The 16,604-nt window shown below is 70.8% G+C and carries 13 protein-coding genes; 10 read left to right on the forward strand and 3 right to left on the reverse strand.

Going from position 1 to position 16,604, the window contains the following annotated elements; all coding sequences use genetic code 11:
• Positions 1–29: 29 nt before the first annotated feature.
• The 3 genes from FHX33_RS05635 (at position 30) to leuA (ending at position 5,793) form a co-directional block, all read left to right on the forward strand.
• Entirely contained in the window at positions 30–1,316 is a 1,287-nt protein-coding gene (locus tag FHX33_RS05635) for an alpha/beta hydrolase (protein WP_021763655.1), read from the forward strand.
• Entirely contained in the window at positions 1,313–3,883 is a 2,571-nt protein-coding gene (locus tag FHX33_RS05640) for a bifunctional lysylphosphatidylglycerol flippase/synthetase MprF (protein ID WP_021763654.1), read from the forward strand. Before FHX33_RS05635 ends, FHX33_RS05640 begins: the two co-directional genes overlap by 4 nt.
• 134 nt (positions 3,884–4,017) lie before the next feature.
• Complete coding sequence (gene leuA / locus FHX33_RS05645) at positions 4,018–5,793, forward strand: 2-isopropylmalate synthase (protein ID WP_021763653.1); 1,776 nt, start codon at positions 4,018–4,020, stop codon at positions 5,791–5,793.
• Positions 5,794–5,883: 90 nt separating this feature from the next.
• Here the strand turns inward: leuA and FHX33_RS05650 are convergent, their stop codons facing one another.
• Entirely contained in the window at positions 5,884–6,648 is a 765-nt protein-coding gene (locus tag FHX33_RS05650; protein ID WP_338092003.1) for a trimeric intracellular cation channel family protein, read from the reverse strand.
• A 60-nt stretch (positions 6,649–6,708) separates the two neighbouring features.
• On the opposite strand from FHX33_RS05650, the gene recO reads away from it, so the two are divergent.
• From recO to FHX33_RS05665, 3 genes are read left to right on the forward strand one after another with little or no spacing between them, the layout of a single operon-like run.
• On the forward strand, positions 6,709–7,482 hold the full coding sequence (gene recO, locus FHX33_RS05655) for a DNA repair protein RecO (protein WP_039924386.1): 774 nt from the start codon (positions 6,709–6,711) through the stop codon (positions 7,480–7,482).
• A complete protein-coding gene (locus FHX33_RS05660) occupies positions 7,479–8,288 on the forward strand; it encodes an isoprenyl transferase (protein WP_021765675.1) in 810 nt (269 codons plus the stop codon). The genes recO and FHX33_RS05660 overlap by 4 nt, the downstream gene beginning before the upstream one ends.
• 42 nt (positions 8,289–8,330) lie before the next feature.
• On the forward strand, positions 8,331–9,002 hold the full coding sequence (locus FHX33_RS05665; protein ID WP_039924387.1) for a DsbA family oxidoreductase: 672 nt from the start codon (positions 8,331–8,333) through the stop codon (positions 9,000–9,002).
• 146 nt (positions 9,003–9,148) lie between these two features.
• Here FHX33_RS05665 and FHX33_RS22075 read toward each other — a convergent pair whose 3' ends face one another.
• Together FHX33_RS22075 and FHX33_RS05675 are read right to left on the reverse strand one after the other, a co-directional pair.
• On the reverse strand, positions 9,149–9,817 hold the full coding sequence (locus FHX33_RS22075; protein WP_183428258.1) for a DUF559 domain-containing protein: 669 nt from the start codon (positions 9,815–9,817) through the stop codon (positions 9,149–9,151).
• Positions 9,818–10,203: 386 nt separating this feature from the next.
• Positions 10,204–10,722, reverse strand: a complete 519-nt coding sequence (locus FHX33_RS05675) for an aminoacyl-tRNA deacylase (protein WP_021765679.1) — start codon at positions 10,720–10,722, stop codon at positions 10,204–10,206.
• A gap of 33 nt (positions 10,723–10,755) precedes the next feature.
• Between FHX33_RS05675 and dusB the strand changes: the two genes are divergently transcribed.
• The 4 genes from dusB (at position 10,756) to dnaG (ending at position 16,429) form a co-directional block, all read left to right on the forward strand.
• On the forward strand, positions 10,756–11,946 hold the full coding sequence (dusB, locus tag FHX33_RS05680) for a tRNA dihydrouridine synthase DusB (RefSeq protein ID WP_021765680.1): 1,191 nt from the start codon (positions 10,756–10,758) through the stop codon (positions 11,944–11,946).
• 4 nt (positions 11,947–11,950) lie between these two features.
• Positions 11,951–13,231, forward strand: coding sequence for a deoxyguanosinetriphosphate triphosphohydrolase (locus FHX33_RS05685; RefSeq protein WP_039924396.1), 1,281 nt, complete (start codon positions 11,951–11,953; stop codon positions 13,229–13,231).
• A 70-nt stretch (positions 13,232–13,301) separates the two neighbouring features.
• On the forward strand, positions 13,302–14,516 hold the full coding sequence (locus FHX33_RS05690) for a DUF4282 domain-containing protein (RefSeq protein ID WP_183428259.1): 1,215 nt from the start codon (positions 13,302–13,304) through the stop codon (positions 14,514–14,516).
• Between the two features lie 59 nt (positions 14,517–14,575).
• Positions 14,576–16,429, forward strand: a complete 1,854-nt coding sequence (gene dnaG, locus FHX33_RS05695) for a DNA primase (RefSeq protein ID WP_021758008.1) — start codon at positions 14,576–14,578, stop codon at positions 16,427–16,429.
• The last annotated feature ends 175 nt before the right edge of the window (positions 16,430–16,604 follow it).

A 16,604-nucleotide genomic window follows, 5' to 3' on the forward strand; every position in this document is an offset into this window, starting at 1 on the left:
CGAGGAGAGGACCCGCCCTGAACTGGCTCATGACGCTGAGGATCGACAAGCCGCCGTTCCTCGTCACCCTCGACGTGATCGCGGCGCTGCTCGCCCTCTACCTCCTGGTGCGCCCCACCGGCCGACGGATGGTCGCGGGGCTCATCGCCGCCGTCGGCGGGGGCCTGCTCGGCTGGCTGATCGTGTGGCTCGCCGACGACGTGTACAACGTCTTCGGCGTCGGGCTGACGCCGGTCACGACGATGTGGGCCGTGCTCGGCTTCGCCGGGGTGAGTCTCGCGATCGCGAACCTCTTCCGCTCCCGCTGGTGGCGCAAGGCGATCGCCGTCGTCAGCATCCCGGTCTTCCTCGCGACGGCGGGTGCGGGCGTGAACGTCGACTTCGGCGCGTACCGTGATCTGAACGACGCACTGGGGGTGGTGCCGTACGGGGCCCTCGACCTCCACGCGGAACGGGGGGAGGTGCTCGACATCGGAACGGACTACGCCTCGACGGCGACGCCGGGGGCGACGGTGCCCGCCAAGGGCCAGGTCGGCACGGTGCGGATCCCGGCGACGGAATCCCGCTTCCCGGCCCGCAAAGCCGTCGTCTACCTGCCGCCGATCGCGCTGACGGCGAACCCGCCGGCGCTCCCTGTGCTGTACGCGCTCTCCGGCCAGCCCGGCGCGCCCGCGGACATGTTCACCGCAGGACATCTCGCACCGGCGATGGATGCGTTCGCCGCCGAGCATGACGGCTACGCGCCGATCGTCGTCGCCGCCGACCAGCTGGGCGGCCCGAGCCGCAACCCGATGTGCGTCGACTCGCGCGCGTACGGCGACTCGGCCACCTACCTCCTGAAGGACGTCCGCACCTGGGTCTCGTCGCACCTCCGGGTGAGCAGCGACCCCGCCGCCTGGGGAGTGTTCGGCTATTCGCAGGGCGCGACCTGCGCCGTGCAGTTCGCGACCGGGCATCCCGAGCTGTTCGGATCCGCTCTCGCTTCGTCCAGCGAGCTCGGCCCGACCCTCGGCGACCGCGCCCAGACGATCGCCACCGGCTTCGGTGGCTCGGCGGCGGCCTTCGAGGCGGCGCAGCCCCTCGCGATGATGGCGGCCCACAAGCCGTACAAGGATTCGACCATCGTGTTCGGCGTCGGCCAGAACGACGCCAAGTACACCGCCTATGCCCGCACCCTGGATGCGGCGGCCACGAAGGCCGGGATCCACAGCGAACTGCTGATCTCGCCCGGCACCGCCCACGACTGGAACACGGTGAGACACACACTGGCCGACGGCTTCCCGGCCATCGCGCGGCAGATGGGACTCGACCGGTGAGCGACGAGCAGGGGAACGCCACCGTGCCCGCCGAGCGGCCGCGCGAACCGCTCCCACTGACCGGGACGCTCGCCGTGCAGACGGGGGAGCGTCCGATCCAGCGCATCGGCCGCATCATCGCGCGCTACCCGTTCACGCTCGGCGTCACGGCCCTGGTGCTGGTGCTCGCGTTGGTCACCGGCCCGCTCCACGGCCCGCACCGCCCGCTGCGGATCTGGGTGGGCACGGGCGCCGCGCAGATCGCGGACGGCCACTGGTGGTCGCCGCTGACCGCCGTCCTGTTCACGAGCGACCTCGCCGAGCTCATCCTCAGCCTGCTGCTCCTCCTGTTCCTCGTCGGTGCCTCCGAGCATCTGATGCGCACCTGGCGGACGGCGCTCGCCTTCGTCGTGACACCGGTGGTCGGCATCGTCGTCGGCTCCGCGGTCCAGCTCATCGGCAGCCAGACGGGGGAGATGTGGTCGCGCAACGTCCATGGGCTCGTCTCCCTCGACCCCCTGACCGCCATCGGCGGCACGATCATGACGGCCAGCGCGTTCGCGGGCGCGCTCTGGCGCCGCCGCATCCGTGTGCTGACGCTCCTCGTCGCCATCATGTTCGTGCTCTACTCCGGATTCCCCTCCGACCTGGACCGTCTGCTCGCCGTCCTGACGGGGCTCGCGCTGGGAGCCATCCTGAACCGCGGCGCCCGGGCGCGCGGGTGGCAGCGCTCCTCCCATCACGAGATCCGGGTGCTGCTCGCGTCGGCGGTCGCCGTCACGGCCATCGGACCCGTCATCGGATTGCTCACGCGTTCGCGTTACGGCCTCCTGTCGCCGATCGCGCTGCTGTTCAGCGACGACGTCGCGAACCGCGGCAACATCCTCGAGCGCTGCCAGGCGTTCGCCGTCACCCGCGAGTGCGTGCGCGAGATCACGATCGAGCGCATCAACGGGTTCGGGCCGGTGCTCCTGTCGGTGCTGCCGCTGCTCGTGCTGCTGGTCGCGGCGTTCGGGCTGCTGCGCGGGCGCCGGTTCGCGGTCTGGCTGGCGGTCAGCGTGAACGGGCTGCTCGCGGTGCTCTCGATGCTGTACTTCGGCATCCTCCCCGTCGCCGGAGGGCACAACGGCCCTGTCTCGCCGCGGTACTGGGAGGTCACGGCGATCCTCGCCATCTCCTCGGCGGTGCCGCTCGTCATGGCGATCCTGCTGATCGTGCTGCGCCGGCACTTCCCGGTGCTGCCGTCGGCGCGCGCGGTGCGCCGCTACCTGCTCACGGTCGTGATCGCCGGGGTCGGCCTCGCCGCGGTGTACGTGCTCGTCGGCTGGCTGCAGCGTGACACGGGCTTCACCCGTCCCATCGACATCGGCGACCTCCTGGACGACGTCTTCGAGCGGTTCGTCCCGGTGAGTTTCCTGCGCCGGGAGCCCGTGCAATATCTGCCGACGACGCCGCTGGCCACGATCGTCTACCACAACATCGGCACGCTGTTCTGGCTGATCGCGATCGCCGCGGCGATCCCGCCCATGCTCGGCCGCAGCGTGACGAGGAACCCGGCCGACGAGGCGACCCGCGTCCGCGCGCTGCTGACCCGGGGCGGCGGAGACGCCCTCTCGTTCATGGCGACCTGGCCGGGCACCAGCCACTGGTTCGACGGACCGGACGGCGGCGCGATCGCCTACCGCGTCGTGGGCCGGGTCGCGATCACGACCGGGGGCCCGTTCGGCGCCCCGCCGCCGCACGACGGCACGATCGAGCGCTTCGCCCGGTTCTGCGACGACAACGGCTGGATCCCGGTGTTCTACAGCGTCGAGGACGAGTACGAGACGCTCTTCGAGCGGATGGGCTGGTCGACGATGACGGTCGCGGAGGAGACGGTCATCCGCCCGCAGAACTGGGCGACGACGGGCAAGAAGTGGCAGGACGTCCGCACCTCCATCAACCGCGCGCAACGGGCCGGGATCCGCGCCGAGTGGACCTCGTACGCGGCGCTCCCGCTCAGCGCGACGGTGCAGATCTCGGACATCTCGGAGCAGTGGGTGGCCGAGAAGGATCTGCCCGAGATGGGCTTCACCCTCGGCGGCATCGACGAGCTCCGCGACCCGGCGGTGCGGCTCATGCTCGCCGTCGACGAGGCGGGCCGCATCGAAGGAGTCACCAGCTGGCTGCCGACCTGGCGCGACGGGGTCGTGATCGGCTGGACGCTCGACTTCATGCGCCGGCGCCCGGGCAGCATCAACGGCGTCATGGAGTTCCTCATCGCCGAAGCGGCCACCCGGATGAAGGCCGACGGTGTCGAGTTCATGAGCCTCTCGGCCGCGCCGCTCGCCCACACCGCGGGCACGCCGGACGCCGAGAAGAGCGGGATGGATCGCATCCTCGGCTATCTGAGCACCTCGCTCGAGCCGGTGTACGGCTTCCGCTCGCTGCTCAACTTCAAGCAGAAGTTCCAGCCCGAGCTGCACCCGCTGATCATGGCCTACCCCGACCCGGTCGCGCTCCCGGAGATCGGCATCGGGCTGGTCCGCGCCTATCTGCCGGACCTCTCCGTGCGTCAGGCGGCGACGCTGGCGCGCGGGCGCTCCTGAGGGTCCGTGGTACCCTCGTTCCTGTGTACGGTCTGCTCCTTCTTAGCTGCCGCGACGAGTCCTAGTTCCGGGCCTCCCTCGTCGCGGAGTTCGTCGTCGGCTCTCCACACCACCCCGCGAGGAGAAAACAGACCATGAAGAACACGCAGACGCCGAGCGCCATGCCGATCCACAAGTACCGTCCGTTCCATGAGCAGATCCGCGTCGATCTGCCGGACCGCACCTGGCCGGACAACCGCATCACCGTCGCGCCTCGCTGGTGCGCGGTCGACCTGCGCGACGGCAACCAGGCCCTGATCGACCCGATGAGCCCCGAGCGCAAGCGGATCATGTTCGACCTGCTCGTCCGCCTGGGCTACAAGGAGATCGAGGTCGGCTTCCCGAGCGCCAGCCAGACGGACTTCGACTTCGTCCGCAGCCTCATCGAAGAGGGCGCCATCCCGGACGACGTCACCATCCAGGTGCTGACCCAGGCGCGTGAGCACCTGATCAAGCGCACGTACGAGTCCCTCGTCGGTGCCAAGCGGGCCATCGTGCACCTCTACAACTCGACCAGCGTCCTGCAGCGCGACGTCGTCTTCCGCACCGACCAGCAGGGCATCATCGACATCGCGCTGAACGGCGCGCGCCTCTGCCGTCAGATGGAGTCGCTGGTCCCCGGCACCGACATCTACTACGAGTACTCGCCCGAGAGCTACACCGGCACCGAGCTCGAGTTCGCCGCCGACATCTGCAACCAGGTCATCGAGATCTTCGAGCCCACTCCGGAGCGCAAGGTCATCATCAACCTGCCCGCCACGGTCGAGATGGCGACGCCGAACGTCTACGCCGACTCGATCGAGTGGATGTCGCGCCACCTGAACCACCGCGAGAACGTCATCCTGTCGCTGCACCCGCACAACGACCGCGGCACCGCCGTCGCGGCGGCAGAGCTGGGCTACATGGCCGGCGCCGACCGGATCGAGGGCTGCCTGTTCGGCAACGGGGAGCGCACCGGCAACGTCGACCTGGTCACGCTGGGCGTCAACCTGTTCACCCAGGGGATCGACCCGCAGATCGACTTCAGCGACATCGACGGCATCAAGCGCACCGTCGAGCACTGCAACCAGCTGCCGGTGCACGAGCGCAGCCCGTGGGGCGGAGACCTGGTCTTCACCGCGTTCAGCGGCTCCCACCAGGACGCCATCAAGAAGGGGTTCGAGGCGATGGCCGCCGAGGCCGCAGAGGCCGGCAAGGAGGTCGACGACCTCGTCTGGGCCGTGCCGTACCTGCCCGTCGACCCGAAGGACCTGGGCCGCAGCTACGAGGCCGTCATCCGCGTCAACTCGCAGTCCGGCAAGGGCGGCGTGGCCTACCTGCTGAAGACGGACCACGCGCTCGACCTGCCGCGCAAGCTGCAGATCGAGTTCTCCGGCGTCGTGCAGGCGAAGACCGACGCCGAGGGCGGCGAGGTCACCAGCGAGCAGATCTGGGACGTCTTCCAGGACGAGTACCTGCCGGCTCCCGCCACCGAGGCGGACGCCAAGTGGGGCCGCTTCGAGCTCGGCAGCACGTCCACGACGAACGAGTCCGGCGACCACGTGACCCTCACGGCGACCCTGCGCGACGGTGACACCGTCTCCAAGGTCACCGGGGAGGGCAACGGCCCGATCGCGGCGTTCATCGACATCCTGAACGCACGCGGGATCAACGCCCACCTGTACGACTACTCGCAGCACACGCTGTCGGCGAGCGAGTCCGCTCTCGCGGCCGCGTACATCGAGCTCGACGTGGACGGCGTGCGGCTGTGGGGCGTCGGGATCGACGCCGACACGACCACGGCGTCGTTCAAGGCCGTCGTCTCCGCGGTCAACCGCGCCGTGCGCGCCTCGGCCGGGCACGCCGAGAGCGCAGAGCTCGTCAACGCCTGACCAGCTGTCACCGGAACGCCATCCGCCTCGCGGGCGGCGTTCCGTCGTTCCGGGCCGCCTCCGGTCCGATGCTCCGGTCCGATGCCCCTGTCAGACGTCGGTGTCGGCGTCGGGCTTGTCGATGCGGTAGCGCGGGATCGCGCCGGTGTCGGTGCGCTCGTCCACGTGGGTCTCGGCGGGGCGGCGGGCGAGCCGCGGCCAGCGCACGCGCGGCAGGCGGCCGAGCTCACGCTGCTCCGGCAGGCTCCAGCCGAAGCGCACCGCCAGCAGCCGGATGATCAGCGTGACGACCACGCAGAGGATCGCCGCGATGCTGAGCGGGACGCCCAGGTCGATCAGCACGACGAGCACGACCGTCCCGGCGCCCGCGGCGACCGCGTACAGCGAACCCACGTGCATGAGTGCGATGGGGAGGCTGAGGAGCACGTCGCGCAGGATGGAGCCGCCGACCGCGGCGACCACGCCGACGAAGATCGCGGGCACCTCCGGAAGCCCGAGCGAGAGCGCCTTGCTCGCTCCGATGGCGCCGAAGAGTCCGATCGTGAGGGCGTCGAGGAAGGTGATGAGCGGGTCGAGCCTCCGGAACAGCCGCACGAGCAGCATCCCGAGCAGTGCGGAGACGACCGTCGCGGGCAGGTACCAGTTCGACTGCAGCGCGACCGGGGTGACGTTGAGGAACAGGTCGCGCAGGAGGCCGCCGCCGACGCCGGTCGCGACGCCGATGATCGCGACGCCCAGCAGATCGAGCCGCCGATCCCGGAATCCGGAGGCGAACATCGCGCCCTGGAGGCTGCCGATGCCGACGGCGACGAGGTCGCCCCAGAGGGGGATGGTCAGGGCGGCGGTGGTGCTCACAGTCACTTGTACCACGCGGCGCTGCGCGAGGCTGTCGGCCAGACGAGAGATACTGGACGCGTGCCAACCTACCGGGATGAAGCCGTCGTGCTGCGCACCCACAAGCTGGGTGAAGCCGACCGCATCGTCACGCTGCTGAGCCGGCAGCACGGCAAGATCCGCGCGGTCGCCAAAGGAGTGCGCCGGACGGCCTCCCGGTTTGGGTCGCGGCTCGAGCCCTTCATGGTCGCCGACCTGCAGCTCTACGAGGGCCGCACGCTCGACGTCATCACCCAGGCCGAGTCGCTCGGGGCCTACGGCGCCCTGATCGCGGACGACTACGCGAGCTACACGGCCGCGAACGCCATGGTCGAGACCGCCGACCGCCTGACGGATGCCGAGGCCTCCCTCCAGCAGTACCTGCTGCTCGTCGGCGCCTTGCGCTCCTTGTCGCGGCGCGAGCATCCGCCGACGCTCACCCTCGACTCGTACCTCCTGCGCGCTCTGTCCCTGGCCGGCTGGGCACCCAGCTTCCAGGACTGCTCGCGCTGCGGACGGCCGGGCCCGCACGACCACATCGTCGTCCAGCTCGGCGGCGTCGTGTGCCCGGACTGCGCGCCCAGCGGCGCCCCGCGGGTCGATCCGGCCACCATCGGGCTGCTCGGGTCGCTCCTGACGGGTGATTGGGCCTCTGCCGAGGCCGCCGACGAGTCCACCCGGTCGAAGGCGAACGGGGTCGTCTCCGCCTACACGCAGTGGCATCTGGAGCGCGGCCTCCGGTCGCTGCAGCACGTGCACCACGACACTCCCACGTCCGCTCCCGCCGCCGGTATCGATGAGAAGGGGAGGGCATGAGCCCCAAGCCGTACACGCACAAGGACGCGGTCGAGTACCGCCCGCTCGACTGGACCGGGGTCTATCCGCCGGCGATCCCGGCCGCGGCGGTGCCGAACCACGTCGCGATCGTGATGGACGGCAACGGCCGCTGGGCCAATCGCCAGGGGCTGACACGCATCGAAGGGCACCGCGCGGGGGAGGCGTCCCTGCTCGACGTCGTCGCCGGCGCGATCCAGCTCGGGGTCAAGCACCTCAGCGTGTACGCGTTCTCGACCGAGAACTGGAAGCGTTCGCCCGACGAGGTGCGCTTCCTCATGGGGTTCAACCGGGACGTGCTGCACCGCCGCCGTGATCAGCTCAACGAATGGGGCGTGCGCGTGCGCTGGGCCGGCCGCAAGCCGCGGCTCTGGTCGTCCGTCATCAAGGAGCTGCAGTACGCCGAGCGGCTCACCGCCGGCAACCACGTCCTCACCCTGACGATGTGCGTCAACTACGGCGGCCGCACCGAGATCGCCGACGCCGTGCGCGGCATCGCGGAGGAGGTCGCGGCGGGGCGGCTGAAGCCGTCCGCGGTGGGGGAGAAGACCATCCAGCGCCACCTCTACCTGCCCGACATGCCCGACGTCGACCTGTTCGTGCGCAGCTCGGGGGAGCAGCGCACCTCCAACTTCCTGCTCTGGCAGAGCGCGTACGCCGAGATGGTGTTCCTCGACACGCTCTGGCCCGACTTCAGCCGCACGGACCTGTGGGAGGCCGTCGACCTGTACGCGCGCCGCAACCGCCGGTTCGGCGGGGCCGTCGACACGCCCACCGCCTCGGAGTAGACCCGCGGAATAGTCGTGACGCCGTACGACGTTGGGCCTGATGTGAGCGAACCCATCAAGATCGACATCTGGTCCGACATCGCGTGCCCGTGGTGCTACATCGGCAAGCGCAAGTTCGAGGCCGGCACCGGCCTCTTCGCCGGCGCGGGCGACGGCCGCGACGTCGAGGTCGAGTACCACTCCTTCGAGCTGTCGCCGGACACCCCGGTCGACTTCGACGGCAGCGAGGTCGACTTCCTCGCCGGCCACAAGGGCATCCCCGCCGAGCAGGTCGGGCAGATGCTCGAGCGCGTCGGCGGCATCGCGTCGTCCGTCGGACTCGACTACGACTTCGACAACCTCAAGCACACCAACACCGTCAAGGCGCACGAGCTCCTCCACTTCGCCAAGGCGCACGGCAAGCAGCTCGAGCTCGCGGAGCGCCTCTTCAAGGCCTACTTCGTCGAGGGGGGCCACGTCGGCCGCATCGAGGACCTCGCAGATCTGGCAGCCGAGGTCGGCCTCGACCGCGCCGAGGCCGTCGCCGCATTGGAGTCGGAGCAGTACCTCGCCGACGTGCGCGAGGACCAGCGCACGGCCACCGAGTTCGGCATCAACGGCGTCCCCTTCTTCGTCATCGACGGCAAGTACGGCGTCTCCGGCGCGCAGGACGCCTCGACCTTCGCCCAGGTGCTCGAGCAGGTCTGGGGCGAGCGCTCGGCGGTGACCGCGTGAGCGGCGCGGCACCTGCGACAGAGGGAGCGCCCACGGCGAGTGCACCCGCACCCTTCACGCTCATCCCGCTCGGCGACGCCTCGGCCGCCGCGTGCGACGGCGACTCCTGCGCCCTCCCCGCCTGATCTGATCGTCGCAACACGCCGTCACCACCCCGTGGTGAGCGGCGTGTTGTGATGTCTGGACGGCAGAGCGGCCCGGATGCGCGCGATGGCCCCGTCAGCCCCGTTCGCGAGATGGGTGCGATTCACCCGCACGACGCGCCAGCCCGCGTCCTGGATGCTCGAGATCCGGTCGATATCCACGCGATACTGGCGGTCGTCGGTCCGGTGCTGCTCGCTGTCGTACTCGATCGCGATGCGGGCCGTCGGGTAGGCGAGGTCGGCGTGATAGCTGCGATCCGCGGCATGGATGACGTGGTTGACGTTCGGTTCGGGAAGGCCTGCGCGCACGATCGCCAGTCGCAGCACGGTCTCCATCGGGGAGTCGGTGCGCGGCCTGACCAGCGGCAGTGCCTGGCGCAGACGTCGGATGCCGGGTCGTCCCGAGGCCGCATCGACGGCCTCCTGGAGAGCGGGAAGGTCGCTGATCGGGCGCATCCGCCGCAGGAGCGCGTCGCCGACGATCACGAGGTCGTCCACCTCCAGCATCGAGGCAAGCTCCACCCAGGACTCGACGGGCTCGGCGACAGGGAGGTCGTCATGGCCGACCGGTCGCACGACATCCAACTGGTGGCCGACGACGCCGGTGCGACGCATCGCGCGCGCGGGTCGGGGCGCGGACACGTGGAGCCGGTCGAGCGTTCGCGTCGGCACCGGCAGCCCGTGAAGCGCGGCCGCTGTCGAGTGGCTGAACATGGCGTGGTCGGGGAGGAGCGGGCGCAGAGCGCGGCAACGTGCCGTCAGCTCACCGTCGCTCGAGCGAGGATGAGCGCGTACGCCGTGCAAGGGGCGCGCGAGGTCCGAGCGCCGGAGGCGGGACGGCGAGACGCCGGCGGTGCGAGCGGACGCGACCGTGAACGGTTGGGTCCGGAATTCGGTGGGCAATGTCGATGGCTGCATCGCGCCACCCTGCCATCCGCGCCGGCCCGCCGGGACGGTTCTCCACAGGGCCGCCATCTAGTCGTCGCGACATGCCGTCTGTGGAGCGGACGGGACGGCGTGTTGCGACGACCAGTTGTCGGTTGAGCGCCGGTGGGGGGCTACTCGGGATCGGTGATGTCGGCGACGGTGGCGTCGTAGGCGCGGATGACCTCGTCGGCGTCGACGAAGAGGGAGTAGCCGTGCTCACCGGCACCCATGGAGACGCGACGCCCGGCGATGGACGCGTCGGCGACGACGGGCCACGCCGTGGTGCTGCCGAACGGCGTGATCGTGCCGCGTTCGTAGCCGGTCGCGGCCAGGGCGACCGAGGCGTCGGGGAGCTGGAGCTTGTTGACCTGGAGCAGCGCGCGCAACTTGGGCCAGGAGATCTTGCGGCCGCCCGGGACGAGGGCGAAGACGAAGGTGTCGTCGCTCCGCTTGACCACGAGCGTCTTGACGATGTCGCCGGGAGCGATCCCGAGCAGCGAGGCGGCCTCGTCGAGGCTGCGGGCGGCGGGACGCGCCACGATCTCGATCGGGACGCCACGGGAGGCCGCGTCGGCCTCGACCCGGGCTCGTCCGCTCTCCACAGGAGCGCTCGAAGCGCTGTTATCCACGGATTCGGGGCTCTCGGCCATGGTTCAGCACGCTTTCTGGGAGAATCGAGTCAGATGTCTACCACTGCCACCCTAAGCCACGCGCCCCAGCTGACCATCGGTCCGCTGGCCCTCGACGTCCCCGTCGTGCTCGCACCGATGGCCGGGATCACGAACACCGCGTTCCGCCGGCTCTGCCGCGAGTACGGAGCGGGCCTCTACGTGAGCGAGATGATCACGTCCCGCGCGCTCGTCGAGCGCACCCCGGAGTCGCTGCGCCTCATCACCCACCACGAGTCCGAGACGCCGCGCTCGATCCAGCTCTACGGTGTCGACCCCGTGACGGTCCGCGAGGCCGTGACCATGCTCGTCGCCGAAGACCGCGCCGACCACATCGACCTCAACTTCGGCTGTCCCGTCCCCAAGGTCACCCGCAAGGGCGGGGGAGCAGCGCTCCCCTGGAAGCTCGGTCTCTTCCGCGAGATCGTCGAGGGCGCCGTGAAGGCGGCCGGCGACATCCCGCTCACCGTCAAGATGCGCAAGGGCATCGACAGCGACCACCTCACGTATCTGGAGGCGGGCAAGGCCGCCGAGGGTGCCGGGGTCGCCTCCATCGCCCTGCACGCCCGGACGGCGTCCGAGTTCTACTCGGGACACGCCGACTGGTCCGCCATCGCGACCCTCAAAGAGACGATCACCTCCACACCAGTGCTCGGCAACGGCGACATCTGGTCGGCCGCCGACGCGCTCCGCATGGTGGACGAGACCGGCTGCGACGGCGTGGTCGTCGGTCGCGGCTGCCTCGGCCGCCCCTGGCTCTTCGGCGACCTGGCCGCGGCATTCCACGCGCGCGCCGGACTGATCTCGGCCGAGGAGGCCGAGCGTGCACTCGCGCACCCGACCCTCGGCGAGGTGGCGGCGGCGTTCCGCCGGCACGCGGAGCTGCTCGTCGAGTTCTTCGACAGCGAGGAGCGCGGCTGCCGCGACATCCGCAAGCATGTCGCCTGGTACTTCAAGGGCTACCCGGTCGGCGGCGACCTGCGCGCCAGCCTGGCGACCGTCGACACCCTCGCGCACCTGGACGACCTGCTCGCCACGCTCGACGGCGACCAGGAGTACCCGGGAGAAGCGGCGGAGGGTCAGCGCGGACGCGCCGGGTCGCCGAAGCGGACCGCCCTGCCCGACGGGTGGCTGGACAGCCGGGAGGTCGACGGTGCGCAGCGCGCGGAGGTCGCCGAGGCGGAGGTGCACAACAGTGGTGGATAGCGTGATCGCCCGCACGGGCTCGCCCGTGGACGGCCCGGCCGACGAGCTCGGCTACACGGACCGCGACCGGGACCGCTGGCTTCCTGAGCAGCACGCGAGCCGCCGCAGCGACTTCGCCCGAGACCGCGCGCGCCTGCTCCACTCGAGCGCGCTGCGCCGCCTGGCGGCGAAGACGCAGGTGCTGAGCCCGACGGCCGGACTCGACTTCGCCCGCAACCGGCTCACACACTCCCTCGAAGTGGCGCAGGTCGGCCGCGAGCTGGCCGCGAGCCTGGGCCTCGACCCCGACGTCGTGGACACCGCGTGCCTGGCGCACGACATCGGGCACCCGCCGTTCGGGCACAACGGCGAGCGGGCGCTGAGCGCCTGGTCCGCCGACATCGGCGGCTTCGAGGGCAACGCGCAGACCCTCCGGCTGCTCTCGCGGCTCGAGCCCAAGGTGTTCGGCCGGGACGGCCGCCCCTACGGCCTGAACCTGACGCGGGCCAGCCTCGACGCGAGCTGCAAGTACCCGTGGCCGGCGACCTCCTCCGTCGCCGACCCGAGCGGTCGCGCGAAGTTCGGCTTCTACGCCGACGACGAGCCGGTGTTCGCCTGGCTGCGGGAGGGGGCTCCCGCGCGTCAGCAGTGCATCGAGGCCCAGGTCATGGACCTTTCGGACGACATCGCCTACTCGGTGCACGACTTCGAGGACGCCATCGTCAACGGGTACATCGACGTGGCCGCCCTCGGCAGCCGGGTCGACCACGACGACCTCGTGAGCTCGATGTACGAGTGGGTGGGCGGCGAGATCGGCCACGACGACCTGATCGCGGCGTTCGACCGGCTCGACAGCCTCGACATCTGGATCGACACCTGGGACGGCAGCCGGCGCGCGCAGGCGCACCTCAAGAACCTCACCAGCCAGCTGATCGGCCGGTTCGCGCACGCGGCGGTGCACGCCACGAAGGCGGCCTCCGGCAGCAGCGGGCTCATCCGGTTCGGCGCCGACGTCGTCGTGCCGGACGAGATCCGCGCCGAGATCGCGGTGCTCAAGGGCATCGTCGCGACGTTCGTCATGTCGCGCAACACCCGGCAGCCGATCTACGTGCAGCAGCGGGAGATCCTCACGGCCCTCTCCGACACCCTTTACGAGCGCGGGGAATCCGCGCTCGACCCGGGTTTCGCGGAGGACTGGCGGCTCGCCGGCAGCGACGCGGAGCGCAAACGAGTGGTCGTGGACCAGGTCGCGAGCCTGACCGACCAGTCCGCGCTCAGCTGGTTCGAACGACTCGTTCAGCACTGACGCGGCGCGCGGGCTTGTATACCCGTCGCCGGTGCAGAATGCTTGAGGTCACGGCATCGGAAGGACATCAATGAGTACCCCACAGCCCCCGTCGAGCGGAGACCGCCCGGACGAGGCAGACCTGTCCGCACCCGTCGAGCCGACGGCGGACGCAGCACCCGATGTCGCATCCGCCGCAGCGGCTACGCCCGCCGCAGCGGCCGAGCCCGCCGTGAAGAAGGGGCCTGCGCCGCGCAAGCCACCCGTCAGGAAGACGCCCGCAACGAGCACGGGCAACTCCGACGCGGCCACGGCGAAGGCGACCCCGGCCAAGACGACCGCCGCGAAGACCACGGCAGCAAAGACCACGTCGGCCACGCCCAAGGCGACGACACCGAGGACGACCACGCCGCGCAAGCGCGCCAGTAAGCCTGCGCCGCCGTCGCCCGTCGGCGAGGCCCCCGGGATCATGGACGCGACGCTCGGCACGTCGACCCCGCTCGCGGGCACGACCGGCGCGCAGGACACGGCCGGAGCGCAGGCGCCGCGAGCGGAGGCGGCACCCGCCTCGGCTGCATCCGCTCCCTCGGCCCCGGCGACCTCTTCGGCCTCGCCCGCTTCTTCGGCCTCCCTGACTCCCGAGGCACCCGCCCCGGTGGAGGCTGCGACGACCAGCACCGGCGCGACCGTGCAGCCCGGTGCCGCGCCCGCCGCTGAGTCGGCGACCGCCACCGTGATCACGGAGGAGGCGCCGGCCGCAACCGCAACGGCCCCGGCCTGCGCGCTCCCGGGAACGGAAGCACCGGTCACCGAAGTACCAGGAGCAGACGTGCCGCCGACAGGAGCACCGCAGCCGGAGGCTCCACAGGCCGACGCCCCGCAGGCCGACGCCCCGCAGGCCGACGCCCCGCCGACCGGAGCCCCGCAGGCCGACGCCCGCGGAGCCGAGGGCCCGCGCCGCACCGTCGTCGACTTCGCCGACCGCCTCGACGACTCCCGCTTCTTCTCGGCGCTGTTCGACTTCACCTTCACCAGCTACGTGACGCGCCGCCTCGCCGGCCCCGTGTACGTGGTGGGACTCGTGCTGATCGCCCTCGGCATCCTGGTCGGGTTCTCGCAGAGCCTCGCGATCGCGGTCTCCACGCAGTCGCCGGCCGGAGCGTTCGCGTTCCTGCTGGGTGTGCTGGTGACGCTGGTGGCGGCCGTGATGGCCGTCCTGCTGCTGAGGGTCGGCATCGAGGTGTTCGTCGCGATCATCGAGATCGCCCAGAACACGCGCGGCCGACGGCGCCCGCCGCGCGACTGAGCGGGCCCGGTTCGCGGCTCCCGCGAACCGGAGTCGGTGCGGCTCACTAGAATCGAGGTATGGCAGGCCGGATTCGACAGAGCGACATCGAAGAGGTCAAGTCACGCACCAACATCGGCGACATCATCGGTGACTACGTCAGCCTGAAGACCGGCGGTGTCGGCGCGCTGAAGGGGCTCTGCCCCTTCCACGACGAGAAGAGCCCCAGCTTCTACGTGCGCCCGGGCGTCGGTCGCTACCATTGCTTCGGCTGCGGCGAGGGCGGCGACGTCTACGAGTTCCTGCTCAAGATGGACCACGTGTCGTTCACCGACGCGGTCGAACGTCTCGCGGGCCGGATCGGCTACCAGCTGCACTACGAGGAGGGCGGGGGCCCCGCCGAGAGCGGCGGCGGCAACCGCGCACGGCTGCTCGCCGCCAACAGTGCCGCCGAGGAGTTCTTCCAGGACCGCCTCACCGCACCCGACGCGGAGCCCGGCCGCCGCTTCCTCGGTGAGCGCGGCTTCGACGCCGCCGCGGCCGCGCACTTCGGCGTCGGCTTCGCACCCAAGAGCTGGGACGAGCTGACCAAGCACCTCCGCGGCAAGGGCTTCACCCAGGACGAGCTCGTCGCCGCCGGACTGGTGTCGCAGGGCGACCGCGGCGTCTACGACCGCTTCCGCGGCCGCCTCGTCTGGCCCATCCGCGATGTCACCGGCCAGACCATCGGCTTCGGCGCCCGCCGCCTGCTCGACGACGACAAAGGTCCGAAGTACCTCAACACCCCCGAGACGGCGGTCTACAAGAAGGCGCAGGTGCTCTACGGCCTCGACCTCGCCAAGCGCGACATCTCACGCAACGACCAGGTCGTGGTCGTCGAGGGCTACACCGACGTGATGGCGTGCCACCTCGCCGGGATCACGACGGCCGTCGCGACCTGCGGCACCTCCTTCGGCATCGACCACATCAAGGTGATCCGCCGCGTGATGGGCGACGACACCAGCCAGGGCTCCGTCATCTTCACCTTCGACCCGGATGCGGCGGGCCAGAAGGCCGCGGCCCGCGCCTTCGGCGAGGAGCAGCGGTTCTCGGCCCAGACCTACGTCGCGGTCGGTCCCGACGGCCTCGACCCGTGCGACCTCCGGCTGGCGAAGGGCGACGACGCGGTGCGCCGGATGATCGACGCCAAGAAGCCGATGTTCGAGTTCATGATCCGCCAGGTGGTCGAGCGCTTCGACCTCGACAGCGTGGAGGGGCGGTCCGGGGCGCTGCGCGCGGGCGCGCCGATCGTCGCGACGATCCGCGACCCCGCCTCGCAGAACGGCTACATGCGCGAGCTGGCGCGGCTCTCCGGCGCCGACCTCCAGGATGCGGTGCGCGCCGTCCGTTCGGCACAGCGCGGATCCCGCAGCGACCAGCCGGGCCGTGGCCCAGCGGACACGATGGGTCGCGACGACGCCCCGATGCCCGTCCCGGCCGCCGACCCGAACGACCCCACCCAGCGCACGGAGCGCGAGTGCCTGATGGTGCTCCTCCAGCTGCCGGGGGAGATCGGCGCCGAACGGGCCTCCCGCGCCGTGCAGGTGCCGTTCGTGAACCCGACCCATGCCGTCGTGCGCGACGCCATCGCCACCCAATTGACCACGATGACCGAGCCGGGCTGGGTGGAGCGCGTGCTCGCCGAGGTCCCGGCGGCCTACGCGCCGACGGTCAACGGCCTCGCCGTCGCGGCGCTGCCGCAGGCCGGCGGAGACATGGGCCGCTACGCGCGGTCGATCCTCGACGGCCTGATCGATCGCGATCTGCTGCGCGAGAAGGCCGAGCTCACCTCCCGGCTCGCGCGCACCGATCAGAAGGAGGCCGAGCTCCGGCGCTCCCTCCAGATCGCGCTGTCGTCGATCGACCAGGAGCGCATGCGCCTGCGCGCCGAATAGCCGCACAGGGCCCCACGACGGATTCCGTCCCGCTGTGCGCGGATGAGCGGCGAAATGTTGCGCGCACGTAAAGAATTCGGTCCGATCCGCTCCTCGATGCCCGCCTGACGCCCGATCCATGCTAGGAAATGGGTACGCGATTCGGCATCGAGGCTCTCGTGTGCCTCGCCGTGTC

The sequence above is a fragment of the Leifsonia aquatica genome (assembly GCF_014190775.1).
In the GTDB taxonomy this organism is placed as follows: Bacteria; Actinomycetota; Actinomycetes; order Actinomycetales; family Microbacteriaceae; genus Leifsonia; species Leifsonia aquatica.